Source organism: Nonomuraea purpurea, from assembly GCF_042650645.1.
GTDB classification, from domain to species: Bacteria; Actinomycetota; Actinomycetes; order Streptosporangiales; family Streptosporangiaceae; genus Nonomuraea; species Nonomuraea purpurea.
In genome coordinates this window covers 491,262-516,250 of sequence record NZ_JBHSBI010000002.1, presented here as the reverse complement: position 1 = coordinate 516,250, position 24,989 = coordinate 491,262, and the positions used below count along the sequence as shown (strand labels likewise).

General features: G+C 70.4%; 22 protein-coding genes. 12 read left to right on the top strand and 10 right to left on the bottom strand.

All coding sequences use genetic code 11. The features are described from left to right. Positions 1-34: 34 nt before the first annotated feature. The 3 genes from paaI to ACFOY2_RS06295 are packed head-to-tail and all read left to right on the top strand — an operon-like array spanning position 35 to position 2,299. The gene (paaI, locus tag ACFOY2_RS06305; protein ID WP_379527006.1) at positions 35-403 is read left to right on the top strand and encodes a hydroxyphenylacetyl-CoA thioesterase PaaI; all 369 of its coding nucleotides are present in this window, start codon (positions 35-37) and stop codon (positions 401-403) included. After that, complete coding sequence (gene paaK / locus ACFOY2_RS06300) at positions 400-1,698, top strand: phenylacetate--CoA ligase PaaK (protein WP_379526957.1); 1,299 nt, start codon at positions 400-402, stop codon at positions 1,696-1,698. The genes paaI and paaK overlap by 4 nt, the downstream gene beginning before the upstream one ends. 4 nt (positions 1,699-1,702) lie before the next feature. Next, positions 1,703-2,299 carry a TetR/AcrR family transcriptional regulator gene (locus tag ACFOY2_RS06295; RefSeq protein ID WP_379526956.1) on the top strand — a complete coding sequence of 199 codons (597 nt, stop codon included), beginning with the start codon at positions 1,703-1,705 and terminating at the stop codon, positions 2,297-2,299. On the opposite strand, the gene ACFOY2_RS06290 is transcribed toward ACFOY2_RS06295, so the two are convergent. The 4 genes from ACFOY2_RS06290 to ACFOY2_RS06275 all read right to left on the bottom strand — a co-directional run bounded on the left by ACFOY2_RS06290 (position 2,288) and on the right by ACFOY2_RS06275 (position 5,694). Beyond that, on the bottom strand, positions 2,288-3,109 hold the full coding sequence (locus ACFOY2_RS06290) for a hypothetical protein (protein WP_379526955.1): 822 nt from the start codon (positions 3,107-3,109) through the stop codon (positions 2,288-2,290). The two genes, ACFOY2_RS06295 and ACFOY2_RS06290, sit on opposite strands and share 12 nt — an antisense overlap. Before the next feature lie 15 nt (positions 3,110-3,124). Then, entirely contained in the window at positions 3,125-3,424 is a 300-nt protein-coding gene (locus tag ACFOY2_RS06285; RefSeq protein WP_020542847.1) for a DUF4193 domain-containing protein, read from the bottom strand. Positions 3,425-3,733: 309 nt separating this feature from the next. After that, complete coding sequence (locus tag ACFOY2_RS06280) at positions 3,734-5,002, bottom strand: sensor histidine kinase (protein ID WP_379527005.1); 1,269 nt, start codon at positions 5,000-5,002, stop codon at positions 3,734-3,736. A 38-nt stretch (positions 5,003-5,040) separates the two neighbouring features. Further along, positions 5,041-5,694: a response regulator transcription factor gene (locus ACFOY2_RS06275; protein WP_379526954.1), complete on the bottom strand. Its 654-nt coding sequence runs from the start codon at positions 5,692-5,694 to the stop codon at positions 5,041-5,043. Positions 5,695-5,927: 233 nt separating this feature from the next. On the opposite strand from ACFOY2_RS06275, the gene ACFOY2_RS06270 reads away from it, so the two are divergent. Next, the gene (locus ACFOY2_RS06270; RefSeq protein ID WP_379526953.1) at positions 5,928-6,092 is read left to right on the top strand and encodes a hypothetical protein; all 165 of its coding nucleotides are present in this window, start codon (positions 5,928-5,930) and stop codon (positions 6,090-6,092) included. A 65-nt stretch (positions 6,093-6,157) separates the two neighbouring features. On the opposite strand, the gene ACFOY2_RS06265 is transcribed toward ACFOY2_RS06270, so the two are convergent. Further along, positions 6,158-6,946, bottom strand: coding sequence for an inositol monophosphatase family protein (locus ACFOY2_RS06265; RefSeq protein ID WP_379526952.1), 789 nt, complete (start codon positions 6,944-6,946; stop codon positions 6,158-6,160). Further along, positions 6,946-8,925, bottom strand: a complete 1,980-nt coding sequence (locus ACFOY2_RS06260; protein ID WP_379526951.1) for a S9 family peptidase — start codon at positions 8,923-8,925, stop codon at positions 6,946-6,948. The genes ACFOY2_RS06265 and ACFOY2_RS06260 overlap by 1 nt, the downstream gene beginning before the upstream one ends. Before the next feature lie 189 nt (positions 8,926-9,114). Between ACFOY2_RS06260 and ACFOY2_RS06255 the strand changes: the two genes are divergently transcribed. After that, positions 9,115-10,059, top strand: a complete 945-nt coding sequence (locus tag ACFOY2_RS06255) for a ferrochelatase (RefSeq protein WP_379526950.1) — start codon at positions 9,115-9,117, stop codon at positions 10,057-10,059. Here the strand turns inward: ACFOY2_RS06255 and ACFOY2_RS06250 are convergent. Further along, on the bottom strand, positions 10,050-11,210 hold the full coding sequence (locus tag ACFOY2_RS06250; protein WP_379526949.1) for a lytic transglycosylase domain-containing protein: 1,161 nt from the start codon (positions 11,208-11,210) through the stop codon (positions 10,050-10,052). The genes ACFOY2_RS06255 and ACFOY2_RS06250 overlap by 10 nt on opposite strands. A gap of 128 nt (positions 11,211-11,338) precedes the next feature. Between ACFOY2_RS06250 and ACFOY2_RS06245 the strand changes: the two genes are divergently transcribed. From ACFOY2_RS06245 to ACFOY2_RS06235, 3 genes are read left to right on the top strand one after another with little or no spacing between them, the layout of a single operon-like run. Further along, positions 11,339-12,541 (top strand): MFS transporter, encoded by a 1,203-nt coding sequence (locus ACFOY2_RS06245; RefSeq protein ID WP_379526948.1) that lies wholly within the window; start codon positions 11,339-11,341, stop codon positions 12,539-12,541. A 54-nt stretch (positions 12,542-12,595) separates the two neighbouring features. Next, positions 12,596-13,321, top strand: a complete 726-nt coding sequence (locus ACFOY2_RS06240; RefSeq protein ID WP_379526947.1) for a polysaccharide deacetylase family protein — start codon at positions 12,596-12,598, stop codon at positions 13,319-13,321. Between the two features lie 45 nt (positions 13,322-13,366). Then, positions 13,367-14,644 (top strand): D-arabinono-1,4-lactone oxidase, encoded by a 1,278-nt coding sequence (locus tag ACFOY2_RS06235; protein ID WP_379526946.1) that lies wholly within the window; start codon positions 13,367-13,369, stop codon positions 14,642-14,644. On the opposite strand, the gene ACFOY2_RS06230 is transcribed toward ACFOY2_RS06235, so the two are convergent. Continuing rightward, on the bottom strand, positions 14,641-15,423 hold the full coding sequence (locus tag ACFOY2_RS06230; RefSeq protein ID WP_379526945.1) for a hypothetical protein: 783 nt from the start codon (positions 15,421-15,423) through the stop codon (positions 14,641-14,643). The genes ACFOY2_RS06235 and ACFOY2_RS06230 overlap by 4 nt on opposite strands. 113 nt (positions 15,424-15,536) lie before the next feature. Here ACFOY2_RS06230 and ACFOY2_RS06225 point away from each other — a divergent pair, with 113 nt between their 5' ends. Beyond that, complete coding sequence (locus tag ACFOY2_RS06225; RefSeq protein ID WP_379526944.1) at positions 15,537-16,490, top strand: S8 family serine peptidase; 954 nt, start codon at positions 15,537-15,539, stop codon at positions 16,488-16,490. A 160-nt stretch (positions 16,491-16,650) separates the two neighbouring features. Further along, positions 16,651-19,551, top strand: coding sequence for a septation protein SepH (gene sepH, locus ACFOY2_RS06220; RefSeq protein WP_379526943.1), 2,901 nt, complete (start codon positions 16,651-16,653; stop codon positions 19,549-19,551). A 183-nt stretch (positions 19,552-19,734) separates the two neighbouring features. On the opposite strand, the gene ACFOY2_RS06215 is transcribed toward sepH, so the two are convergent. Together ACFOY2_RS06215 and ACFOY2_RS06210 are read right to left on the bottom strand one after the other, a co-directional pair. Then, positions 19,735-21,192 (bottom strand): PH domain-containing protein, encoded by a 1,458-nt coding sequence (locus ACFOY2_RS06215; protein ID WP_379526942.1) that lies wholly within the window; start codon positions 21,190-21,192, stop codon positions 19,735-19,737. Between the two features lie 355 nt (positions 21,193-21,547). Then, positions 21,548-22,069 carry a PH domain-containing protein gene (locus tag ACFOY2_RS06210; RefSeq protein WP_379526941.1) on the bottom strand — a complete coding sequence of 174 codons (522 nt, stop codon included), beginning with the start codon at positions 22,067-22,069 and terminating at the stop codon, positions 21,548-21,550. 654 nt (positions 22,070-22,723) lie between these two features. Between ACFOY2_RS06210 and ACFOY2_RS06205 the strand changes: the two genes are divergently transcribed. Further along, positions 22,724-23,263, top strand: coding sequence for a YbhB/YbcL family Raf kinase inhibitor-like protein (locus ACFOY2_RS06205; RefSeq protein WP_379526940.1), 540 nt, complete (start codon positions 22,724-22,726; stop codon positions 23,261-23,263). 184 nt (positions 23,264-23,447) lie between these two features. Next, positions 23,448-24,956 carry a hypothetical protein gene (locus tag ACFOY2_RS06200; protein WP_379526939.1) on the top strand — a complete coding sequence of 503 codons (1,509 nt, stop codon included), beginning with the start codon at positions 23,448-23,450 and terminating at the stop codon, positions 24,954-24,956. Positions 24,957-24,989 lie beyond the last annotated feature (33 nt).

Sequence of the window (24,989 nt, the reverse complement as noted above, 5' to 3'; positions counted from 1 at the left end):
ACAAGGGAGACTTGCGTTGGAGAGCGCACGTCGCATGCTGGACGCCGACCGGGCCTCCGCGGCTCTGGGGATCGAGCTGCTGGAGCTGGGCGAGGGCAGAGCGGCGTGTCGCATGACGGTGACCGGTCACATGATCAACGGGCATGACCTCTGCCACGGCGGTTACGTGTTCCTGCTGGCCGACACGGCCTTCGCCTGCGCCTGCAACAGCCACGGCCCCGTGACGGTGGCGGCCGGCGCCGAGATCACGTTCGTCTCCCCCGCCCGCGAAGGCGACGTCCTGGTGGCCGAGGCGAGCGAACGTACGCGCTACGGCCGCAGCGGCATCTACGACATCACGGTCCGCAAACCCGACGGTCAGGTGGTCGCGGAGTTCCGCGGCAGGAGCCGGGAGCTGAGATGAAACTCGCCGACCCCCCGATGCCGGACGAGCTCGACCCCGTCGAGCGGGTGTCCCGCGACGAACTCATGGCGCTCCAGCTCGAACGGCTGCGCTGGACGCTCGCCCACGCCTACCAGAATGTCCCGCTTTATCGGCGTAAGTTCGACGCGGCGGGCGTGCACCCGAGCGACTGCGAAGAGCTCGGCGACCTGGCGAAGTTCCCCTTCACTACCAAGCAGGACCTGCGCGAGTCCTACCCGTTCGGCATGTTCGCGATCCCCCGCGAGCGGGTGGTCAGGATCCACGCCTCCAGCGGCACCACCGGCCGGCCGACCGTGGTCGGCTACAGCAGCAAGGACATCGACGTCTGGGCCGAGGTCATGGCCCGCTCGATCCGCGCGTCCGGCGGGCGTCCCGGCGACATCGTGCACGTGGCCTACGGCTACGGCCTGTTCACCGGCGGGCTGGGCGCCCACTACGGGGCCGAGCGGCTGGGTTGCACCGTCGTGCCGGTCTCCGGGGGCATGACGCCCCGTCAGGTTCGGCTCATCGCCGACTTCAGGCCCGACATCATCATGGTGACGCCGTCGTACATGCTGGCCCTGCTGGACGAGTTCGCGGCTGCGGGCCTGGACCCGCGGGCCTCGTCGCTGCGCATCGGGATCTTCGGCGCCGAGCCGTGGACCGAGCGCATGCGCGAGGAGATCGAGGGCCGCTTCGACCTGCACGCCGTGGACATCTACGGCCTGTCGGAGGTGATGGGGCCAGGCGTGGCCAACGAGTGCGTGGAGAGCAAGGACGGCCTGCACATCTGGGAGGACCACTTCTACCCGGAGACCGTCGATCCCTTCACCGGCGAACCTGCCGATTCGGGCGAACTGGTCTTCACCAGCCTCACCAAGGAGGCCATGCCGATCGTGCGCTACCGCACCCGCGACCTGACCACGCTGCTGCCCGGCACCGCCAGGCCGGCGTTCCGGCGCATGGCCAAGGTCACCGGTCGCACCGACGACATGATCATCCTGCGTGGCGTGAACCTGTTCCCGACCCAGATCGAGGAGCTCGTACTGCGTACCGAGGGCCTGTCGCCGCACTTCCAGCTCCATCTGACCCGCCCGGGGCGGCTCGATGTGATGACCGTCAAGGTCGAGGCCCGGCCGGGGTTAACAGAGGGGCGGGCGGAGGCGGGTCAGGCGCTGCGCCGGGCGGTCAAAGACACCGTCGGAGTCAGCGTGGAGGTCGAGGTCGTGGACCCTGAGACGCTGGAGCGGTCGGTGGGGAAGCTGAAAAGAGTCATCGACAAGCGGGATAATTAGCAATATGGCCACCCCAACTCCCACACGTCCCCGCAAACGCGGACATGATCCCGAGTCGGTGCTCTCCATCGCCGTGGAGGTCTTCAACGCGCGCGGCTACGACGGGACCAGCATGGAGGACCTGGCCAGGGCGCTCGGCGTCACCAAGTCGGCGATCTACTACCACGTGCCGGGCAAGGAACAACTGCTCGCGCGGGCGCTCGACCGGGCGCTCGACGGGCTGTTCGAGATGGTCGCCGACGAGCGCGCCACCTCGGGGCCCGCGATCGACCGGCTGGAGTGGGTGCTGCGGCGCAGCGTGCGGATCCTCATCGACCGCCTGCCGTACGTGACGCTGCTGCTTCGGGTGCGTGGCAACAGCCAGACCGAGCAGGCGGCGCTGGAGCGGCGGAGGGAGTTCGACCGGTTCGTCGCCCGGCTGGTCAAGGAGGCGGCGGCCGACGGCAGCATCCGGCCGGACGTCGATCCCGCGCTGATGACGCGGCTGCTGTTCGGGACCGTGAACTCGATCACCGAGTGGTATCAGCCCACCCGTGGCGCGTCCGCGGACGACCTGGCCGACGCGCTGCTCAAGATGACCTTCGACGGGCTACGGATCTAACTCGTCGCGGTGGCGGGGCTCGATCGGATCGCGCCGATCGTCGCGGGGCAGCTTCACCCGCAGGTCGTTCCGCACGGCCTCGCCGAGCTTCTTGGTCGCCATCCTGTTGAGCGCGCCGCCCGCGACCGCTCCGGTGAGGAACGGACCGAACGTGGTCAGATGGCGACCGAGCGTGCGCATGAGCCGGTTACGCAGGGCCGTCTTGGTGGCCGCGCCGAGCGCGAGCGAAACGGAGGCGGGGGCGAGGGGGTCGATCCCGCGTTGTTTCGCCCAGGCGGCCGTGAAGGCGATCGCGCGCTGGGCACCCGAGCCCTCGACGCGTACGCCGTAGACCTCATGCAGCTCGGCCAGGAGCTTGACCTCGATGGCGGCCACCACGATGGTCTCGGCGACGAGCTGCGCGGGCGCGGAGAGCAGGAGGGGCGGCGCAGCGAACTCGGCCGCCGCCAGCGCTCCGCCGATGGCGCCCACCGTCATCGTGGCCTTCTGGGCGGTGCGCACCAGGTCGTCGGCGAGCTCCTCACCGGTCAGGCCGTGATGATGCTCGGCGAGGGTGTGCAGATCCCTGATCGGGATGCGGGGCGCGATGTTGAGGAAGACGTCGGCCAGCCAGCGCCCTCGGCCCACGCCGGTGGCGCGCGCCTTCCTGGCTCCGGCGGACAGTGCTTGGGCGAGTCGGCCGAGCAGCCTGCGCCGCTCGGCCGGCTCCAGCTCGCCTGGCGCGGCGAGCCTGCCAACGAGCTCGCCGACCTCGTTTCGGGGGTCGGCGATCTCACTACCTGGTTGACGATCTTTCTCTGGTACGGCCACGCGGATGCCTCCTTATCAGGCGGCGCACTCCCGGCAAACCTGCTGGCCGTTCTTCTCGGAGGCCAGCTGGCTACGGTGATGCACCAGGAAGCAGCGCGAGCAGGTGAACTCATCGGCCTGACGGGGGATCACCCGCAGGGAGAGCTCTTCGTTCGACAGATCCGCACCGGGCAGCTCGAGCGACTCGGCAAGATCGGTCTCGTCGATGTCGATGCTGCCGGACGACTTGTCGGTGCGCCGCGCCTGGAGCTCCTGGAGGCTGTCCTCCCCCAGGTCGTCGTCTGTCTTGCGCGGGCTGTCGTAGTCGGTAGCCATTGTGCTTACTCCATCCCCCTCATCTATATGTCTTCGCGCTCATCGCGCGTCTTCTAACGTCCGGGAGGCCCATCTTGTGCCCGTTCCGCCGGGGAGATTTCCCATCGGTACCCCGCTGGAACACACCACGAACCTCCCAACACGTCAGGGCCTGCTGCCGTCGGCAATGGTTAGCCAAATATGGCGAAACCCACAGCCTTGGCGTCATGCACCACCGTGTTCGACGGCACATCCAACCACATGTACGGCGAGAACGAGACGCCCCCTGTGCATCAACACGCGGACGAACGCCCTGGAGCAACACCAGGGTCAGCGCCGCGGGAGCCGAATGGTCACCACAAGTCCTCCGCCGTCACGTGGCACGGCGGAGATATTTCCGCCGTGGGCGTGCACAACCGCACGGACGATGGACAGCCCCAGCCCCGCCCCCTTGGCCGAATCCACGCGGTCCGCGTGGAGCCTCCTGAACGGCTCGAACAGGCTGTTCACCTCGTACGCCGGGACGTGCTGTCCCGTGTTGGCCACCTGAACAACCAACGCACCGTCCGCCATTCCCGTTCGGATCCATACTTTTCCGTTTTCGGGAATGTTGTACTTCACCGCGTTCTCCAGCAGGTTGCTCACGGACCGCTCCAAGAGCACCGGATCGCCTGTGGTAGGCGCGCTGACCAGTTCGGTGGTTACCGTAACCCCGTGTTCCTGGGCGAACGGCATGACCTGTTCCACCGCCGTCTGAGCGACTTCCTGAACGTCGACCGGTTTGCGCACGGCGAGTTCGCGTTCGCTCCTGGCGAGCAGCAGCAGCCCCTCGATGAGCTTCTCGTTACGCGCGTTGACTTCCAGGAGGGTCCGGCCAAGCGCTTTGAGATCCTCTGACGCCGCGGGATCGGACAGGGCGATCTCCAGGACCGTCCGGTTAATGGTCAGCGGGGTACGCAATTCGTGGGAGGCGTTGGCCACGAATCGGCGCTGGGTGTCGAAGGCGACGTTGAGCCGGGTGAGCATGGCGTCGAAGGTGTCGGCCAGCTCCTTGAGCTCGTCGTTGGGGCCTTCGAGGGCTATCCGCTGGTGGGCGAGGGTGCTCTCGGAGAGTTTGCGGGCCGTGCTGGTCATCTGGGCCACCGGCCGCATCGCCCGGTCTGCCACGAAATAGCCGATGATCAGCGCCAGGATGCCCACGCCGAGCAGCGCCATGAAGGCGTTCTGCAGGAGCACGTCCTGCGCCTTGGCCACGGTTCCCGCCTTGGCGTCGGACCACTGGGCCTGCACGATCGCCGCGGTGATGGCGTCGACGCCGCGCGTGCTCAGGGTGGGCCAGCTGGTGACGATGGAGTTGCCGACGATGTAGTACATCGAGAACAGCAGCGCCGCCGCCGCCGCGAACACCATGGCGCCGTAGGTGACCGTCAACCGCCACCGGATGCTGACCTTGCTGGGCAGATCCCTCATGCGTTCCATGGTGGTGCGTTGCGCGGGCGGCCGCTGCGGTGGAGGCGGGCCGTCCCAGGCGGGCGGCCCGCTGGGCGGCGGCGCCTCCTGCACGCGCGTCGCCTTCCGCACCGAATGCGGGCTGATCATCGGATGCGTCGGCCCGGCCTGGTGTTCTGGCCCTTCGTTCACAACTTGTACCCCACGCCGGGCACCGTCTCGATCACCTGAGGGTCGCCCAGCTTCTTACGCAGCGTCATCATGGTCACCCGCACCACGTTCGTGAACGGGTCGATGTTCTCGTCCCATGCCTTGTCCAGCAGGTCCTCCTGGCTGACGACGGCGCCCTCGGCCCGCATCAGCTCCTCCAGGACCGCGAACTCCTTCTTGGTGAGCACGACCTCCTTGCCGTCGCGCTCCACCAGCCGTTTGCCCGGGTCGAGCCGGATCCCGGCCCGCTCCAGGACCGGCGGCAGGGCGGGCGCCGAGCGGCGGCCGAGCGCGCGCACCCTGGCGACCAGCTCGATGAACACGAACGGCTTGGCGAGATAGTCGTCGGCCCCCAGACCGAGCCCCTCCACCTTGTCGTCCACGTCGCCGGACGCGGTCAGCATCAGGATGCGCGAGGAGGTCCGCTGCTCCACCAGCCGGCGGCACACCTCGTCGCCGTGCACGACCGGCAGGTCGCGGTCCAGCACGATCACGTCGTAGTCGATGTAGGAGGTCCGCTCGAGCGCGCCACCGCCGTCGTAGGCCACGTCCACTGCCATGGCCTCGCGCCGAAGCCCGGTCGCGATCGCGTCGGCGAGCACCCGCTCATCCTCAACAACCAGCACTCGCACGCCTGGTACACCTCTCTTCGATTCTGGTGATTCATTCTGCCCACAGCCTCGATAAGCGCACGGTAAGGCATGTTCAGGGCTTGGTGACCCACCGGTCTGGGACGTCTGGAGAAATTCATGTTTCGGGGGGCGACAAGCCGGGGTATGCCTGCGGGACACCCATTGCCCGGATATCCGTCGGCAATGGGCACCCATCGTCCCCGCACGGACCGCACCCCTAGAGAGTAGGTGAGATGGGCGAGTTCACGACCACGATCGAACAGCGCCTCGACCAGGCTTACAAGGGCCTCCGGGAGGCCCGCTGCGTCGGCGACGACTATCTTGCCGACACGCTCAGCGCCGAGATCGATGACCTGCGCAGGCTGGCCGACGATCACGGCGTACCGTTGCCCCGGTGACCAAGTGAAACGGCCGGAGCCCCGCTCCGGCCGTTTCGCATTTCACCTCATGCTTCCCGTCTGCCTCAGGCGTCGCGCTCCGGGTCGAGCGGCGCCAGCAGGTCGTGCAGCTCCTCGAACAGGCCAGGAGCCGCGCACAGCGCGAAAGCGGGGCTGACCGGCCTGCCGTGGAGCCCGCCGAGGCGGGCGCCCGACTCGGTCGCCACCAGGCCGGCTGCGGCGAAGTCCCACTGGTTGACGCCCCGCTCGTAGTAGGCGTCCACGCGGCCCGCGGCCATTGAGCACATGTCCACCGCGCACGAGCCGCCGCGCCTGATGTCCCGCACCCGCGGCAGCACCGCGGCGACGACCTCGCCCTGGACGGCCCGTCTGGCGGCCGAATAGCCGAAACCGGTCGCCACCAGCGCCTGCGCGAGCGGCACTCCGGTGTTGCAGCGCAGCCGCGTGCCGCCCAGCCAGGCGCCCTGGCCGAGCGCGGCGGTGTAACACTCGCCGCGCGCCGGCACGTTGACGACCCCGGCCACGACCTGGCCCTCGACCTCCACGGCGATCGACACCGCCCAGTCCGGCAGGCCGTACAGGAAGTTGACGGTGCCGTCGATGGGGTCGACCACCCAGCGCACGTCGGACTCGCCCGGCTCCTCGCCGCCCTCCTCCCCGAGGATCCTGTCACCGGGCCTGACGGCCAGGATGCGCCGGCGGATCAGCTCCTCCGACGCCCTGTCCAGCGTGGTGACGACGTCGGTGGGGCTGGACTTGGTCTCGACCTCCTGCGACATCGTGGGCCGCTTGGCGAGCAGCATGTCGCCCGCCTCCCTGGCGATGTCCTCGGCCAGCTTCACGAAGTCGGTCATCAGGCCACCGAGTCCGGGCGCTTCCACTCCTGGCCGAGCACGTGCTGGGCGAGGAAGGCGAGCACCGTTTCGTACCAGGCCACGGAGTTGCCGGGCTTGAGGATCCAGTGGTTCTCGTCGGGGAAGTACAGGAACTTCGACTCCACCTCGCTGCGGCGCAGGTCCCACCACAGCCGCAGTGCCTCGCCGATCGGCACCCGGTAGTCCTTGTCGCCGTGGATGACGAGCATCGGGGTGGTGATCTTGTCGAGGGAGACGTGCGGCGACAGCAGCGCGTACCGCTCGGAGCCCGGCTCGCCGAACTCCCTCTGCCAGTACATCGAGGCGTCGGTGGTGCCGGCGAACTGGTCGAGGTTCCAGAGTGCCGCGTGGGTGACGATGGCCTTGTAGCGGTCGCTGTGGCCGGCGAGCCAGTTGGCCATGTAGCCGCCGTACGAGCCGCCCATCGCGCCGATGCGCTCGGCGTCGATGTCGTCCCTGGCCAGGGTCACCTCCACGATCGCGTCGAGGTCGGCCTGGGTGCGCGGGCCCCAGTTGCCCCAGCCGCGCTCGATCATCTCCTGTCCGTAGCCGGTGGACAGGCAGGGGTCGGGCATGAGGACGGCGTACCCGTGCGCGGCCATGATCCACGACTGCCAGCGCCACTGCCAGTCGTTCCAGGAGGCGACGGGGCCACCGTGGATCCACAGCAGGAACGGCGCCGGGTTCGCGGCGGAGGCGCCCTCCGGCAGCACCAGCCAGCCCCTGATCGTGGTGCCGTCGTCGGCGGTGGCGGAGACCTCGGTGAGCGTGCCGGGCACCTCGGGGCGCGGCGCGGGCGAGGGCAGCTCGGTGATCTCGCCGGTGGCCACGTCGATCCTGGACGGAGCGGGCGCCAGGGCGACCCCGCTGCGCAGGGCGTAGACGAAACGGCCGTCGGCCGAGGCGTTGATCCCGGCGTAGGCGGCGTCGTCGGGGGTCAGCCTGGACGCCTCGCCGCCCTCCAGCGGAACGCGGAAGACCGGGCGGCGGCCCTGGTGGTCGGCCACGACGTAGACGGCCGAGGAGTCGGGCGCCCACTCGACGGCCGAGGGGAACAGGTCGTCCGCGTACGCGCGGCCCTGCCCGGTGGCCAGGTCGGCGATCCACAACTCGCTGCGCGCCGAGACCTCAAGCCCGGTGAACCGCTCGCGCGCGCAGGCGACCTTCGACCCGTCAGGGGAGATCGCGATCGGCGCGGTGTAGTCGTGGCGGTCCTCGCTCAGTACCGTGCGCCGATCGCCCGTGGCCAGGTCGATGGCCACCAGATCGGTGCGGTGCTCGCCCTTCGGCAGGTAGACGCGCCACGTGGTGATCACCGTGGCGCCGTCGGGGGTGATCTCGAAGCTCGCGTCGCGCAGCGCGTCGCCCGCGTCCGGCGTCAGATCGCGGACGTCCTCCAGCCGGTCGGGGCCGATCCTGGCGGCGAACAGGCGGGTGCGGCCGGGGCCGAGATCGTGGTCCCAGTAGCGGACCGGGTAGCCCTCGTGCAGGATGGCGCTGATTCCGGCGTCCTTGCGGGCCTTGCGCCTTTCCTCCTCGGCCGCCTCCTCGCCGTCGAGCACGTCGGAGGCGAACACCACGACGTCACCGACCGTGCGGAAGGCGCCGACGCCGCCGGGGCGGGCCGCCACCTGGCGGGCCTCGCCGCCCGCGCGGGGCAGCAGCCAGAGCGAGGGCACCTCGTCGCTGGAGTCCTTGACCGTGGGGTCGGGGCGCGAGGAGGTGAACAGGACGTCGCCCGCGGTCGTGAACTCCGCCGCCGCCTCGCCCTTGGCCGAGCGGGTCAGCCGGTACGGCTCGCCGTCGACCGGGATCGCCCAGAGCGCGGTTCCGAACGACTTGCCGTCTGGGTTGAGAGACTGGACCGCGGAGATCAGCCTGGATCCGTCGGGCGAGAGCCTCAGTGAGAGGACCCGGGGGATGGCCACATAGTCACGAATGTCGTTGAATGCGCTCACCCGATCGAACCTACCCTGTTCATGGCCTCCGCTCCGCGGAGGCGGGCTCGGTCGCCTCACGCCGCCGTCTTCCCCCCGCTCCAGTCGCTACGCTCCCTCCGCTCCTCCCAGACGACGGCACTCCCTCGCAAAGTCAAAAGCCGCCGCTTCGCGGGCGGGGGTGCCTTGGGGCGGGAATAGGGTTGGGGCGTGGGAAACTACGACGCCTTGCTGGTCCTGTCGTTTGGGGGGCCGGAGGGGCCCGAGGACGTGCTGCCGTTCCTGGAGAACGTCGTGCATGGCCGCGGCGTGCCGCGCGAGCGGCTGCTGCAGGTGGCCGAGCACTACCAGGGGTTCGGCGGGGTCAGTCCGATCAACCGGCAGAACCGCGACCTGGTCGAGGCGTTGCGCCCGATCGCCGGCGTGCCGGTCTACTGGGGCAACCGCAACTGGCACCCGTTCGGCGAGGACACCGTGCGGCAGATGCGGGCCGACGGGGTCAGGAAGGCGGCCGTGTTCGCGACGTCGGCGTTCGCGGGCTACTCCAGTTGCCGCCAGTACTACGAGGACATCGCCAGGATCAGGGTCGAGGACGGTCCCGAGCTGGTCAAGATGCGCCATTTCGGCGACCACCCCGGGTTCGTGGCGGCGATGGCCGACCACACGCGGGCGGCGCTGGAGCGGCTCGGCCGCGACGACGCCCGGCTGGTGTTCACCGCCCACAGCATCCCGGCCTCCATGGCCGAGACCGCCGGCCCCTCGGGCGGCCTGTACGAGGCGCAGTTGCGCAGGAGCGCCGAGCTGGTCAGCCAGGCGCTCGGCCGCACCGAGCCGTGGGATCTGGTGTGGCAGTCGCGCAGCGGCCCGCCGCAGGTGCCGTGGCTGGAGCCCGACGTGTGCGACTTCCTGAACAAGACGGACGCCGGCTCAGTCGTGCTGGTGCCGATCGGGTTCGTCTCCGATCACATGGAGGTCGTCTACGATCTCGACACCGAGGCCAGGCAGGTGGCCGCCGAGCTGGGGCTGCCCATGGAGCGGGCGGCGACGGCGGGCACGCATCCGCGTTTCGTGCGGATGGTGCGCGAGCTGATGGACGAGCCCGAGCCGGTCCCGTGCCCGCTCACGTGCTGTCCACCGCCGCGCCGTCACGCGTAGGTCTTGGCGTACGCCTGGGCGATCCCCATGACCTTGTTCACGTAGTCCCACGAGTGGTTGTAGAACCAGATCGCCTTGCGTAGCCTCTCGCCGCCCTGGCCGGCCTTGTTGGCGCACAGGTAGTTGGCCGCGCCGGGGACGGCGTCGTAGGGGCTCCAGATGTCCTTCTTGCCGTCCCCGTCGCCGTCCACGCCGTAGTGCTTCCAGGTGGCTGGCATGAACTGCATGGGCCCGAGCGCGCCCGCGCTGGAGGGGCCGTTGTTGCGGCCGTGCCCGCTCTCCACCTGCCCGATCGCGGCCAGCACGGTCCACGACAGTCCGGGGCAGCGGTTGGCGGCGAGTTTGTAGAGTTCCAGGTAGCTGCCGGGCCTGCCGACGGTGCCCGTTTTCGCCTGCTCCTGAGGCTGTTGCGGCTGCTGGGGCTGCTGGGGCTGTTCGCGCTTGCGCTGGGCCGCGTCCAGCACGACGATCTGGGCGTTCTCGCCGAGCAGTTTGCGTACGCCCGACTCGCTGATCTTGCCCGGCTTGCCGTGCAGCAGCACCGCGACCTCGGGCGCGAACCCGAGTGACTTGCCCAGGTCCGCGCTCACCAGCCCGTCCACGCCCTTGAGCCCGAGCGTGGCCGAGGCCGCGACGCGCAGCCGTGGGCCGCCGTCCACCTGGTACATCGCCCCCAGGACCATCCCGAACTTGCGCATCGCGGCGGCGTCGGTCACCAGTTCGCCCCTGCCGAGCGCGCTCCACACGGCCGGCTGGTCGGCGACCGGCTGCGGCGTCCACGCGCGGAACTCGGCCGGGTCCACGGCCAGCAGGTTGACCGTGGTGCCCGAGATCTTGAGCGCGCCCGCGTCCACGACGATCACTTTCTGCACGTGTTTGAGCTCGCTGAGGGCGAGCCTGGTCTGCTTGGGCACGGCGGCCGGGGCGATGGCCAGCACGCGCGGCGGGGCCGAGGTGACGCCTGGGCCGCCCTGACCGAAGTCCTTGACCGGCTCCGCCGTGGGCACGAGCTGGTCGAGCCGGGGCGTGGGCTGCGCCGTGGGGCGCTGGGTGCGTACCGGCGACTCCTGTGCGGGTCTGACCAGGTCGTCGCTCACGAGCACGACGACTCCGCCGGCCGCGGCGGTGACCGCGAGCACGGCGACGATCATGAGAATGACCGCACGGAAAGAGGGAAGACCGGACACTCGGGACACGTTAACCCACGCGACCGGTTAATCACTTGCCATCCGGACATACGGTGCGCAATGGTTAGCTGCTGAAGTAAGGGGGAAACGGCGTGGTCGGGCCTTACCGGGGATTGTTCGAAGGGCCCGGCGTCAAAGCTTTCGTGCTGGCGGGATTCGTCGGCCGGATGCCGATGTCCATGCTCGGCATCGGGGTCGTCCTGCTGATCTCCACGCTCACCGACAACTACGCCACCGCGGGCGCGGTCGCCGCCACCACCAACGTGGCCTTCGCCGTGGCCGCTCCCCTGTCGGGCCGGCTGGTGGACAGGTTCGGGCAGGGGCGGGTGATCCCGCCGTTCGCCGTCGTCAACGCGGTCGCGCTGGCGGCCCTGATGGTCTTCGCCGGGTTCGGGCTACCCGACTGGACGCTGTACGCCGCCGGCCTGGTCGTGGGCGCCACCTCCCTGTCGATCGGCTCCATGGTGCGGGCCCGCTGGTCGGTCATCCACGGCGGGTCCCTGCGGCTGCACACCGCCTTCGCCTTCGAGTCGGTGGCCGACGAGGTCGTCTTCGTCGCCGGGCCGGCCCTGGTCACCGTGCTGGCGACCGGGGTGAACCCCTACGCGGGGCTGGTCGTGGCCCTGGTGTGCATGCTGCTCGGCTCCCTGGCGCTGGCGGGGCAGCGGCGCACCCAGCCGCCCGTGCAGGAGGTCAGGTCGGCGTCGGGCTCGCCGATCCTCATCCCGGGCATCGCCATGCTGGCCTGCGTCTACCTGGCGCTGGGCTCGGTGTTCGGGTCCGTCGACCTGATCACGGTGGCCTATGCGGAGGAGCACGGGGTGAAGTGGGCCTCCGGGTTCCTGCTGGCCTCCTTCGCGGGCGGGTCGATGGTGTCGGGGCTCTGGTTCGGCTCGCGTGCCTGGCGGATCTCGCTGCGGGCGCGGTTCGTGCGGGCGCAGAGCGTGTTCGTGGTGGGGCTGGTGCCGATCGTGTTCATCGACGACCCGCGGGTGATGGCGGCGGCGCTGTTCCTGGCCGGATTCGCCATCTCGCCGACGCTCATCACGGGCTTCTCGCTCACCGAGCGGCTGGTGCCTCCGTCGCTGCTGACCGAGGGCATGGCGTGGATCTCGACGTCGATCGGGTTCGGCGTGGCGATCGGCGCGTGGGCGGGCGGGCGGCTCACGGAGACGCTCGGGGCGTCGAGCGCGTACGTCTTCTCCCTGGGCGCGGCGGTCGTCGCGGTGATCATCGGGATCGGAGGTTCGGGTTTGCTGAGGATTCCCGAGGCTCCTTCTCCCCCGAAGAGCTGATCCGCTACCGTCGGGACATCCCTCGCAACACCCATCACAACGAAAGTCTTTTTAATGTCCCGACAAATCAGTTCACTTCTAGCCATCGCGGCAGTTTGCGTAACACTGGCGCCGACGCCCGCGTTCGCCCAGGCCCCGAAGAAAGCGCCGGTCGACTGCGAGCAGGTCAAGTGCCTCGCGCTGACTTTCGACGACGGACCCGGCAAGTACGCGGGAACCCTGCTCGACACGCTCAAGAAGCACGACGCCAAGGCGACGTTCTTCCTTGAGGGCCAGTACGTGAAGAGCCGCCCCGCCTTTGTCAAGCGGATGGTCGCCGAGGGCCACACCATCGGCAACCACAGCTACAAGCACCCGGACTTCACCAAGAGCGAGCCGGGGACGATCAGGAACGAGATCAAGACCACCCAGGCGGAGATCAAGAAGGTCGTGGGCTTCGAGCCCAAGCTGCTGCGCCCGCCGTACGGGCTGGCCGACCTGCAGGTCTCCGAGATCGCGGGCGAGTTCGACATGCCGGTGATCCTGTGGACCGCCGGCTCGCAGGACTGGAACTCCAAGAACGTCGAGGCCATCAAGAAGCAGACGATGGCCGTGGCGCAGCAGGACGGCATCATCCTGATGCACGACTGGGTGAAGCAGACCGTCGACGCCATGCCGGCGATCATCAAGTCCCTTCAGAAGAAGGGCTATCACCTGGTGACGGTGGACGACATCATCAAGCGGCACAACCTCCAGGCGGGCGACGTGTTCCCCGTCCCCGCGGGCTGGAGCGCGCAGTGAGTATCGTTCGCCTCTGATCGCAACGATGCTCTGGAGGGGTGCTCAATGGCCTTCGTGAACTGGGCGCGCAACCAGTCGGGCACCCCCGCCGAGGTGCGTACGCCCGCCGATGTGGCGGACGTCGTACGGGCCGTGCGGGACGCCGCCGTCGAAGGGCAGCGGATCCGCATGGTCGGCACGGGCCACTCCTTCACCGGGGTGGCCCTCACCGACGGCATCATGCTCAGCCCGGCCGCGCTGACCGGCATCAGGTCGCAGGCGGACGAGCGCGTCACCGTGCTGGCGGGCACGCCGCTTCGGGTGCTGAACGAACTGCTCGACGAGCGCGGCCTGGCCCTGGCGAACATGGGCGACATCACCGAGCAGACCGTCGCGGGCGCCATCCAGACCGGCACCCACGGCACGGGACGCGACAGCGGCGGGCTCGCCGACCAGGTCGTCGAGCTGGAGATGGTGCTCGCCGACGGCTCCGTGGCGACCCTCTCGCCCGGCGAGGACCTGTTCGACGCGGCCAGGGTCGGACTGGGGGCGCTCGGGGTGCTGACGGCCGTGACGTTCCGGGTGGAACCGGCGTTCCTGCTGCACAACCGGCGGCGCAAGCTGTCGCTCGGCGAGATCCTCGACTCGCTCGGCACGCTGACCGCAGGCAACGAGCACCTGGACTTCTTCTGGCTGCCGCACACCGACGCCTGCCTGGTCAAGACCAACAACCGGCATCCGGGGCCCGCCAGGCCGCCGTCCGCGGTCAAGCACTGGATGGACAACGTGCTGCTGGAGAACACGGTCTTCGGCGCCGCCTGCTTCACCGGGTCCCGCTTCCCGGACCTGATCCCGCGGATCAACGCCGTCAGCGCGGCGGCGCTCGGAGAGTCCGAATCGGTCGACACCTCGTACAAGATCTTCACGGCGCGGAGGGACGTTCGGTTCCTCGAGATGGAGTACGCCGTGCCGCGAGAACGCCTCGCCCAGGCCCTGCGCGAGACGCGCGATCTCATCGAGCGGATGGACTGGAAGATCACCTTTCCCGTGGAGGTGCGGGTCACGCCGCCCAGCGACGCGTGGCTGTCCACCGCGTACGGGCGGCACTCGGCCTACATCGCCTGCCACATCTACCGTCCGACGCCCAACCCCGCCTACTTCGAGGGCGTGGAGGGGGTCATGACCCGGCTGGAGGGGCGTCCCCACTGGGGCAAGCTGCACACCAAGGACGCCGCCTACCTGCGTGAGGTGTACCCGCGCTTCGCCGACTTCGCGGCGCTGCGCGATCGGCTCGACCCTCGGCGGCTGTTCACCAATGACTACCTGGACGTCGTGCTCGGCTAACTGGTCGGCGTGTCGGCGGGCCGCAGTTCGTCGGCCGGGGCGAGCGGCTCGTCCGGCGCGGGCGTCTCGACCGGCGGCTGCTCCTCCTCCACCGACGGCGGCGGGGCGCTGGTCCGCGGCGCCGTAGGCGTCGGGGTCGGGGTCGGCGTCGATTTCGCCGTCTTGCTGGGCTTCGTGGTCGGCGTCGGGCTGGGCGTGGGCGTCGGGGTCGTCTGCTGCCTGATCGTCTCGGGCGTGTACGCGGGCGCGTCGCTCTGCCGCTGCTCGTCGCGTTCCGGGCTCGGCTGCTCGACCGGGGCCCGGCGGTCGTCCTCCGGCATCTGGGCGTGTCTGGGGGTCTGGCCGGTGACCTGCTCGTGCACGGTCTGCTGGGCGAGGGCCTGGTAGAGCAGGATGCCGCCCATGCTCACCGCGAACACCACCGCGGCCGCCGCGCCGAGCTTCACCCACGACAGGCGTTTGAGCGCGGGCAGCACGTTCACCCACGACAACCGCCTGACGGCGGGTAGCTCAAGTGTCGAATCATCGTCGTCGGGCCGCTCGGGTTCCGCGGCTTCGTCGCGCCGTCCCGTGCGCTGTTTGACCCGCTCGCCGGTGGTCTTGAGGTAGTGGGTGTAAATGGCGGTGGCGACCGTGCTGGCGATGCTGACGACCGCCGCCCCGATCACCGTTCCCGCCACGCCGAGATAGGAGGAGGCCACCGCTGCGGTCACGGCCGCCAAGGCGCTCCCCAGGATCTGCGGCACGCTCAGCTCGAACCTCCGCTGCTCGCCGCTCATCCCCCGAGATCAGTCCTCTCTTGCAATGGTTAGGTAAAGAGCTGTCTCGTGAATAGACGCGAGCGCGTGTCCTGTTGTTCCTGTGACCTGCGTTACAGGCACCCTTGCAACTCGTGCCCCGACGACTCGGCCTGCCCTCCGTGTACCTCGCCGCGGCCGTGGCCACCGCCGCCACGACCGCCGTACCCCTGGCCATGACACCCGCTTCAGGACTCGCCCTGCGCCCCGCGACGACCGAGCCCGCCCGACCGTACATCGTCATCGCCCGCCGCCGCGCGGACGCCCGCGATCTCGTCGGCGAGGTGAGATGGCGGGTGCGCCGCTACTACACCGCGGCGCTGCCCGGGTTCGCCACCTTCCTCACAGCCGCCGAACTGGCGTCGCTGCGCTCCGATCCCCGCGTGCTCGCGATCGAGCCCGATCGGGAGATCCACCCCATGCGGGGCCGCCGGCCAGGCCGGACGCTGCCGGACGCCGGGTCCGACGGGGCGGGCGCCACCGTGTACGTCGTGGACAGCGGCGTCGACGCGGGGCGCGGCACACGGTTCGACGACCGGGCCTGGCACGCCTTCGACGCCACCGGCGGGACGGGGCGCGACTGTCTCGGATACGGCACGCGGGCCGCCGGTCGGGTGCACGCCATGGCGCCGAAAGCCAAGATCGCCTCCGTGCGCGTGCTCGGGTGCGAGGGTTCCGGCTCGCTGGCCGACGTGCTGGCGGGGCTCGACTGGATCCGCAGGCACGCGCACGGGCCGTCCGTCGCGAGCCTGGCCATCGACGGCGACGACTCCCTCGCGCTCGGCAGGGCCGCGCGGTCGCTGGCGCGATCCGGGATCTTCGTCGTCCAGGCCGCCGATTCCGGGACCTGTCAGGCCGTCCCGGGAGGCCGGGCGTACTCGGCGTCCGTCCCGTACGTGGCCGGGGCCGCCGCCCGTCAGTTGGAGCTCCATCCGGCCGTTCACCCGGCTGTTCTGGCTTCTTGGCTCAACTGCACGACAGCACGCGGCGCGATTCGCCAGAATTCATCGGGGGCCTCTAACCTCCTCACGCACAACGGCGGGCTCTAAAGGGATGGATTCGACAAATGTGACCGGCGTCACACCGTCCCGGGAGTATCCCAGGAAGGCGATGTTCGGACATGCCGGGTACGGTGCTGGCAGGCAACCGGCACACGCGAGAGACTCAAGGGTCCGGGGGAAGAATGGCGACGCTGACGAAGGGACTCGCATGCAGGAGCTCCGACTCGTCGCGGTGAGTGAGGACGGCACTTATCTCGTGCTGGCTACTGCCGGACGAGGTACGCGCTTCACGCTTCCCGTGGACGACCGGCTCCGTGCTGCCGTCCGCGGCAACTTCTCCCGTCTCGGTCAGTACGAGATCGAAGTGGAGAGTCCGTTGCGCCCCAAGGAGATCCAGGCCCGCATCCGCGCCGGTGAGACGGCGGAGGAGATCGCCGCGACCGCCGGGATCCCGGTCGAGCGCGTCCGCTGGTTCGAGGGGCCCGTGCTGCAGGAGCGGGAGTACGTCGCCCAGCAGGCGCAGCGGGTCGCCGTGCGCATGCCGGGAGAGTCCGCCCCTGGGCCCACCCTCGGCGACCTCGTCGCCGAGCGGCTGACCAGGCGCGGCGTGCCCACCGACGAGATCGACTGGGACTCCGCCAAGCGCGACGACGGGCTGTGGCGGGTCAAGCTCGGCTACGTCTGGAACGGTCACACGCGCCACGCCGAGTGGCTCTTCGACCCGCGCAAGCGCCACGTGACACCCCACGACGACGAGGCCATGCGCCTGTCCGCCGCCGACTTCGACCCCGAGCCCGCCGTGGTGGAGGACACCACGGTCACGCCGTTCGCGCCGCGCGTCGCCAAGCTGCAGCCGGTGCCGCCGCTGTCGTCCGTCCCCTCCGCGCGGCGCGAGCCGGAGGAGCCTGCCGTCGGCTGGCCTTCCGAGCCGGCCTACACGCGGGGGGCCGACACGCCTTCCCGTGAGACCGCCTTCGATCGGGGCGCCGGCACGCGTGACGGCGGCCTCTCCCAGGACACCGCCTCAGCCCATGACCCGGGCCACCGCCTCCCCGGCACCGGCCCCCACACCCCTGACACGGGCCACCGCCTCCCGGACACCGCCACCGGCACCGACCGCCGCACCCCGGACACCACGACCGGCCACCGTCTCCCCGACACCACGACCGGCCACCGTCTTCCGGACACCGACACCGGCCACCGCATCCCGGATACCGGAGCCGACACCGGCCACCGTCTCCCCGCCACCGACCGCCGCACCCTCGACACTGGCACCGGCCACCGTGTCCCGGGCACCGACACCGGCTACCGCGTCTCCGACGCGGGGGCGGCGGGCCTGCGGCAGGACGCCGACAGGACCGCGGGTGCTCGCGGGGACGCCGACAGGGCAACCGGCCTGCGCCAGGACACCGGCAGGGAAACCGGCCTCCGTCAGGACACGGGCCGGGAGACCGGCCTGCGCCAGGAACCCCCGTCACACGACCCGTTCCGTCCCGAGCCTCCGGCACGTGACGCCTTCCGCCAAGAGCCTCCGGCCCGCGAGACCGGCTATGCCCGCCCTGGCGACACCACGTCCCGCCGCGGCGGGCCTTCGCCGTGGCTGCCCGACTTCGGCTCGGGCCGCTCGACCGAACGCGACACGGACTCCATTTACGCCCCTGCGGCCCAGCCGCCTTCGGGCTCCCCCACGTCCGCTCGCCCCGCGGCCGAGGAGCCCTCCGAGCAGCCGCAGTCCGCCACGGACACACCGGCACAACCCACTCCTGCCGCGCAAACCACACCGGCCACGACCACCGACCCGGCCACCCAGTCGATCGGCACCGTCGAGCCACCCACGCAACAGGCCGACGTCACTGGGCCGCCCGCTCAGCAGACCGGGGTCACGGGGTCGCCCGCTCAGCAGGCCAACATCACTGAGCCGGTCAACCCCGCCGCACCGCCCACCCAACCGGCCAGCACCAGCGAAGCATCCACCCAGCCGGTCAACGCCACCGAGCCGGTCAACCCCGCCGGACCGTCCGCCCAACCGGCCAGCACCGGTGAGGCATCCGCCCAGCCAGTCGGCGCCGCCGAGCCAGCCGCCCAAGCGACCGGGACCAACGAGCCGTCCACCCAGCCGACGGACACCACCGCCCAGTCGTCCCAGCCAACGGACACCGCCGCCCCGTCGCCGCAGCCGACCAGCACCAGCGCCCCGGACAGCCAGCCGACCGCGCCCGCAGAGCCGCCCACCAAGGCCGCGACCACGCCTGTGCAGTCGGCACCCGCCGCTGCCCAGACGGCCGCACCCGCGGAGCCGGTCACCCCGCCTGCCGAGCCGACCGAGTCCGCTCAGACGGCCCCGGCTGCCCAGCCGAGCGCAGCCGACCAGCCGACCTCGTCCGACGAGGCGACCTCGTCCGCTCAGCCGAGCACGGTCGCGCAGCCGACCCCGGCTGGGCAGCCGAACGCGGTCGCGCAGCCGACCCCGGCCGACCAGCCCGCCGCGACCGCGCGGCCAGCCGCCGCGCAACCCACCACCGCCGACGCGGGGTCGACGGTTGCCGGCGCTGAGGGGACCGCCGACAACACGCAGTCGGCTGCCGAGCCGAGCATGCCCGCGGACGCCGCGGCCCCGGAGGCGGCCACCGTCGCGCCGGCGGATGCCACGAGCCCGGCTCCGGCACCGTCGACCACCGTGACACCTGCGCCCGCGGAAACCACCGCGGCACCGCAGGCCACCGCAGCAGACGGGCGGCCCGAGCCCCAGGCCGAGTCCGCCACCCGAGCTCAGCGGGACACGGCGGACACCGTCGCGCCGCAGCCCAAGACGCCGGAGCCCGCAGACCGAACCAGCACAACCAAGGCGGAAGAAGTCGCGGCGAAGGCCCCCTCTTCCGAAGAGCCGTCGAAGGAGAAGCCCGCCCAGGCCCCGGCACCGGCCGACGAGCAGGAGCGTGACAGCGCGCCCCGCCCCGCCGAGCCGAAGCCGCAGCCCAAGCCGGAACCGCCCGCCAAGGAGACCAAGCCTCCGGCGCCCAAGCCCAAGCCTCGCAAGAACGCAAGGGGCCGCCGCGCCTCGGTCCCGAGCTGGGACGAGATCATGTTCGGCGCGCGCCGCCAGGACTGACCCAGGAGCCACACAACCACCAACGCCCGATACCGCACCAAACCCAGCGCCAGGCAACCCCTCCACCCCCCGCCCTGCGCCCTCCCCCAGCGCCACGGTCCACCACGCGCGCGATCACGCACCGCCAGGACCGCACCGGGTGCCGCCCACCCGCCTCGTTCGGGTGTCCTCAAACCACGCGGCTCAATCGGCGGGCGGCTGGGCGAGGAAGGGGGCGAGCCATTCCGGCGTCACCTCGGCCGGGAACTCCGCCCCCTGGGCCACGGACACGTCGAGCGCCGAGTAACCCCCCTTGCCGGCCCCCACGCCGGCGATCAACGTCAACACCCCGGCCCGCCGCTGGAACCACGTCTGGCGCAGTCGCCACCCCACCACGGCCCGGCGTTCGATCACGGCCTGGGAACGCCGCAGCGACCCGGACCGCACCGCCAGCCGCACCCCGTCGTAGCCGTGACCGAGCGAGGCGTAGCGATCGAGCCCGAGCGGCACCCCGGCCCCGGCCAGGATCAGCGACGGCACCAGCAGCCACCACGCCGTGATCCCCGTCGCCCAGAGCGCCAGCCCGCTCAGGGCGGCGAGCAGCAGCCAGGGGAACACAGCGCGGAACAGGCGGCGGTTGCGCGCCACCGGCGGGTGAGGACGGAGTGCGGCACGGTACGGGCCGATCGCTTCGCCGGTGACCTGGACGGCCACGTCACGGGGGACGTCCGGCAGGAGCTGGCCGCGCGTCTGCGAATCGCCGAGCCCGGTCACGATGGCCCAGACGCGGACGACTCCGGCCCACCGCTCGACGAGGGCGTCCACAATCTCGTAGCCGCGTACCCGCTGTGACTCCAGCGACACGCTGCGCCGGTTGATCAGCCCTCGCTCGGCCACCAGGTAACCGTCGCGCCGCTTGAGCACGAAGTCCCAGTTGAAGACCGCGTACATGAGCCCGCCCACGAACGGCATCGCCAACACGAGCAGCAGGACGAAGGCCAGCAGGAGGTACGGGTGCTCCCAGAGCCATTCGCCGAGGGTCCAGGCGGCGCGCCGGCCGAAGCCCAGATTGTCCCCCCACTGGAACACCAGCCCGATGGCACCGCCTGCGAGGGCGAACGGGGTGAGGAGGTACGCGCCCGAAAGCGGGCCGTACAGGAGCCATTTGCGGGGCACAGCGAAGATCGGCCGCTCTTGAGGTGTGGAGACCGTCGCATCCGGTACGTGCGCCTCTGTCGCGTCTACCCTGCCTGCACGCCGCAGAAGCACTGATTTGAGTCGTTCGGCCTCCTCCAGCGTGACCCCGTCGAGCTCGGCCTCCTCGTCGCCGCCGCTCGCGCCCGTGTCGATCTTGAGTACGGCCAGGCCGAGCAGCCGGTGCATGGGCGGCGTCGACACGTCGACCCCGCGGATCCGCTCCAACGGGATGGTCCGGACGGATCTGCTGATCAACGACCGTTTCGTCTCCAGGCGGTCGCCGACGATCTCGTACGTGAACGTGAACCACCTGATGATCGCGAACACCACGGTGCCCGCGACGCCGAATGCCGCCCAGCCGTACGACCTGGGCGAGAACCCGCCCACGAAGAGCACGCCCACGAGGGGGAGGAGGAGGGAGGGCAGCATGCGTACGGGGTCGATGAGCAGCACCTTCGGACTCAACCGCAACGGCACCCGAGGTCGGGGCAGCCACCCTCCGTCACCGGAAGCCGGCGCCACACCGCCGCCCCCGAACGACTCCCCACCCCCAGGCGGGACGCTCCCCTGCCCGAACGACTCCGCACCCCCGGATTCGGGAGGCGGTGGCGGGCTGCCCGGCGAAGCATCGCTCCCAGAAGGACGACCCCCAGGCAAACCGCCCTGCGACGAACGGCCGTCTCCAGGCGAACCGTCCTCCGCCGAACTGGCCGGGAGATCGCCGGGCCGTGGGGCGTGCTCGAATGGCCGGGGCTCGGTCATGCGGCCTCCCTCGTCGGCCTCATGATTCCTTGCTTATTGATGACCTCGACAAGCTCGGTCATGTGGCGTCGTCCCTGAGCTGTTGGGCCCGATGTGCCAGTTGTTCGGCCAGACCCGCCGCAACCTTGTAATCAAGTCCCTTGATCGTCGACGACCCGGCGTGCGAGGCGGTGCGGATCTCGAGGGTGGCCAGCCCGAGCATCCGTTCCATCCACCCTTGCCCCTTGTCGACCGTCTGGATGCGGCTCACAGGCACGAACACCCACTCCCTGGTCAGGAACCCCGACCGGGCGTAGACGACGTCACCTGAAAGCTCCCAGCGGTGCACGGCGTAGCGTACGAACGGCTCCACCGCCAGGCCGGGCAGGATCAGCAGCACGACGGCGGCAGGCAGCAGCCACGAGTTGCCGGCGAACCAGCCGGGCACCCACGACCACCCGCTCCCGCCGACCCATCGGGCTACCAGCAGCGAGCCGCCCAAGAAGAAAACGAACGCGACCAGCGACTCCAGCAGCCACAGGCGAACCGCCTTGGGCGAGACGCGGTTCGCCGGATCGCGCAGCGGGCCTGTTGACGTCACAAGCCCAGCTTAGGGCTAGCGGACGAAAGGTGATCTGCGGGCGAGGCGGTAAAGATCCGCCGGACGTTCCGGCGTGTCTGCCGCCGGACGCTTCGGCCCTGGTGCCATGCTCGGTGGCGGCCGGCCGCAGGCTGTCGAGCTTGGCCACGTCGGCGGCGCCGCGTTCGTGCCAGCCAGGCTCGGCCAGCGCAGGACCGCACCACAGCGCGTACGCCTCACGCAACGTGGCAGCCGCCGTCCGCGCCCTTCAAGACCCGCGCGACCTACGCGTGTTCCCAGCCCCGCCGGCCCAGGTCGCCGGGGTCGCGAAGAAGCGCCGACGCGGCAGGCCCCCAACCCTCAATCCGGCACGCCTGGTTTTCGTGGCCCGGGGGGACCGAAAATGATGTCCGTTTTGTCGGGGGTCGCACGAGATCTCGCTCCCCGTCCCACCGCATCGAACCAGCAGGCCGGAAAGGGCCCCTCGATACGTCCCGATTCGGGTTCGCGGAGATCGGGGAGTGCCGCGCGTGTGTCCAACGTCACTCGCCAGATGCCAGGATTCTGGCCGGTTTCGGATCCTTTACCGGCCACCGACCATCGAGAAACGGTCTGCGCACCGCCGAAGGCCGCGTAGCATCGTCCGGCATGGGGCTGTGTAACACGGCATCACGCGTGCGACGCATCACCGTCAGTGTGACGACGGTGATGGCTGTCGCATTCGCACTGTCGGGTTGCGGCAGCCTCTTCGGAAGGTCCGAAGCCATGGACATCGCGGAGATCAACGTCTCGAGCCCGGAGTTGCGCGACGGCAAGCCGCTGCCGAACGACTACTCCTGCAAGGGAGACCAGGGCAGTCCGCCTCTGCGCTGGTCGAGTGCGCCGCTGTCCGAGGCGAAGTCGATCGCGATCGTGGTCGATTCACATACAGCATCCGAATCGGCCGTGAACTGGGTGATCTACAACATCCCCGCGACCACGACCGAGCTGGGTCCCAACGCCGCCGCCGACCCTCCGACGGGGGCCGGTCAGGCGCAGGTGACCAGCGGGAAGGCGGGCTACGAGCCCCCTTGTAGTCCGGGCAACTACCGCTTCACCGTCTATACGTTGAGAGGCAAGGTCGTCGTCCAGAAGGGCGCTACTCTCTCTGAGACCCTGAAACAGATCGCGGACCAGACCATAGCCCGCGGCCGTCTGACGGTCGACATCCAGTGATGAGACGGACACGCCAGACAGTACCGGTGTACCTATTCTTCACGTAGGGTGTGACAACTCTCATAGTGGTCAGACACAATCAGATCCAATCGTTAGGTACTGGTGATCAAGGGGGGCAGGTCGCGTCGATGGCCGCGCGATCTCACCAGCGCCGAAGGGAGGCCATGGCTTTGAGGGTGGTGCAATGACTGCGGTTATCGTGAGTTTGGTCGCCGTCGTGCTCCTCGTGCTCGTCGTCGTGGCACTGGGCATGCGTTCCATGAACCGTCGGGAGAGCTCTCTCCCTCCGGAACGGCTGAAGGAGATGGCCGAGAAGGAGGAGAAGACTCAGACGCGCTCCACCGACCAGTTCGCCGCGCACGAGCCGCGGATGAATAATTTCAGCCCCGACTTCAGCCCTATCGGCGAGGCCAAGCCGAAACCGGTGCGTACCGGCCAGCGTGGCAGGCGTGGCGTCGACGAGTGGGGCAACCCGTCCAGCGACGATGACGACGAGGAGTTCTGGGCCAATCTCCGTAGCGATGCGGAAGAGGGCGGTTTCGGTGCGGGTGGCACCGTCGCGGCCAGGAAGGGCGCCTCCCGCCCCGTCGAGCGCGAACGTCCCGCCGCCGAAAGGCCCGCTGAACGCCCCTCGGAAAGGCCTTCCGAGCGCCGCGGTGAGCGCCCCGCCGAGCGGCCCTCTGAGCGCCGCGGCGAGCGCCGCGCCAAGCCCAAGCCGGCCGCCGCCTCCGCCGACCCCAACGCCACCACCGTGCAGGCCCCCCTGCCGCAGCGGCAGGTTCCCGCCCAGGCCGCCAACCTCGCCGACCTGGTCGAACCCGCCAAGCGCGCCGCTGCGCCGCAGTCCGAGATGGCCGACCAGCGCACCATGACGTTCGCGGCCCCCACGGGCGACGTGATGAGCATCCTGGGCGCGGGCGCCCAGCCGGCACCCGCGCCGCGCCCCGACCCCGTGCCGTCGTCCAACGGCAGCGCCTCCCCCTTCGCCGCGTCGGGCAACGGCCCCGCCTCCTCCTTCCAGTCCTCCACGGGCACGGGCACGCACGCGACCGGCACCGGCGGCTTCCCCGCGGCGAACAGCAGCGGTTCGTTCCCCGCCGCCAGCCCCGTCTCCAGCGGCTCTTTCCCCGCCGCGCCCGCGCCGATCCACGGCGCCCCCACGAGCGACCCGTTCCCCGCGTACGGCGGCACAGGCGACCCGCTCGAGACCACCTGGACCAACCCGCCCGCGGCGGCGGCCGCGTCGCCCGCCTGGCCCACGCCGCCGGACATCCTCGACGACGCCCCCGCCGCCTCCTACGGCTCGGGCACCTCCTGGCCGGCGTTCGACCAGCCCGCCGCGAACCCGTCCTACCCCGCCTCCTACGAGGTGCGCTCGGGCTGGGCCGTGGCCGACGACACCGACCCGCTCACCGGCCCCTCCCCCGCCACCGGCACCCCGACCGTGCCGGGCAGGGCGGTCTCGTCGTCGTCCTACGACGACGTGCTGTCGGCCTCGGCTCCGCCGCCGCAGACCCCGTTCGCGTACGAGACGGGCGACATCACCACGGTGGCCGGCTGGCCGGAGCCGCCGTCGGGCGGCGGCGTGGCGGGCAACTGGCCCGGCCACGGCGAGAACCCCCAGGGCACCGGCGGCGGCCGCCGTCGGCGGGCTCCCGAGCAGCAGGACTACCCGCACGACTACTACCGGTGATCTCCGGCCAGAGTGCCATTAATGGGTAAAACC

Excerpts from the sequence above, each read along its gene's own strand:
- ACFOY2_RS06285 (WP_020542847.1), bottom strand. The coding sequence starts at position 3,424 with ATGGCTACCGACTACGACAGCCCGCGCAAGACAGACGACGACCTGGGG.
- paaI (WP_379527006.1), top strand. The coding sequence starts at position 35 with ATGCTGGACGCCGACCGGGCCTCCGCGGCTCTGGGGATCGAGCTGCTG.
- ACFOY2_RS06270 (WP_379526953.1), top strand. The coding sequence starts at position 5,928 with ATGGGCGAGTTCACGACCACGATCGAACAGCGCCTCGACCAGGCTTAC.
- ACFOY2_RS06250 (WP_379526949.1), bottom strand. The coding sequence starts at position 11,210 with ATGATCGTCGCCGTGCTCGCGGTCACCGCCGCGGCCGGCGGAGTCGTC.
- sepH (WP_379526943.1), top strand. The coding sequence starts at position 16,651 with ATGCAGGAGCTCCGACTCGTCGCGGTGAGTGAGGACGGCACTTATCTC.
- ACFOY2_RS06280 (WP_379527005.1), bottom strand. The coding sequence starts at position 5,002 with ATGATCAGCCCGCATTCGGTGCGGAAGGCGACGCGCGTGCAGGAGGCG.
- ACFOY2_RS06200 (WP_379526939.1), top strand. The coding sequence starts at position 23,448 with ATGACTGCGGTTATCGTGAGTTTGGTCGCCGTCGTGCTCCTCGTGCTC.
- ACFOY2_RS06230 (WP_379526945.1), bottom strand. The coding sequence starts at position 15,423 with ATGAGCGGCGAGCAGCGGAGGTTCGAGCTGAGCGTGCCGCAGATCCTG.
- ACFOY2_RS06235 (WP_379526946.1), top strand. The coding sequence starts at position 13,367 with ATGGCCTTCGTGAACTGGGCGCGCAACCAGTCGGGCACCCCCGCCGAG.
- ACFOY2_RS06265 (WP_379526952.1), bottom strand. The coding sequence starts at position 6,946 with ATGACCGACTTCGTGAAGCTGGCCGAGGACATCGCCAGGGAGGCGGGC.
- paaK (WP_379526957.1), top strand. The coding sequence starts at position 400 with ATGAAACTCGCCGACCCCCCGATGCCGGACGAGCTCGACCCCGTCGAG.
- ACFOY2_RS06240 (WP_379526947.1), top strand. The coding sequence starts at position 12,596 with ATGTCCCGACAAATCAGTTCACTTCTAGCCATCGCGGCAGTTTGCGTA.
- ACFOY2_RS06295 (WP_379526956.1), top strand. The coding sequence starts at position 1,703 with ATGGCCACCCCAACTCCCACACGTCCCCGCAAACGCGGACATGATCCC.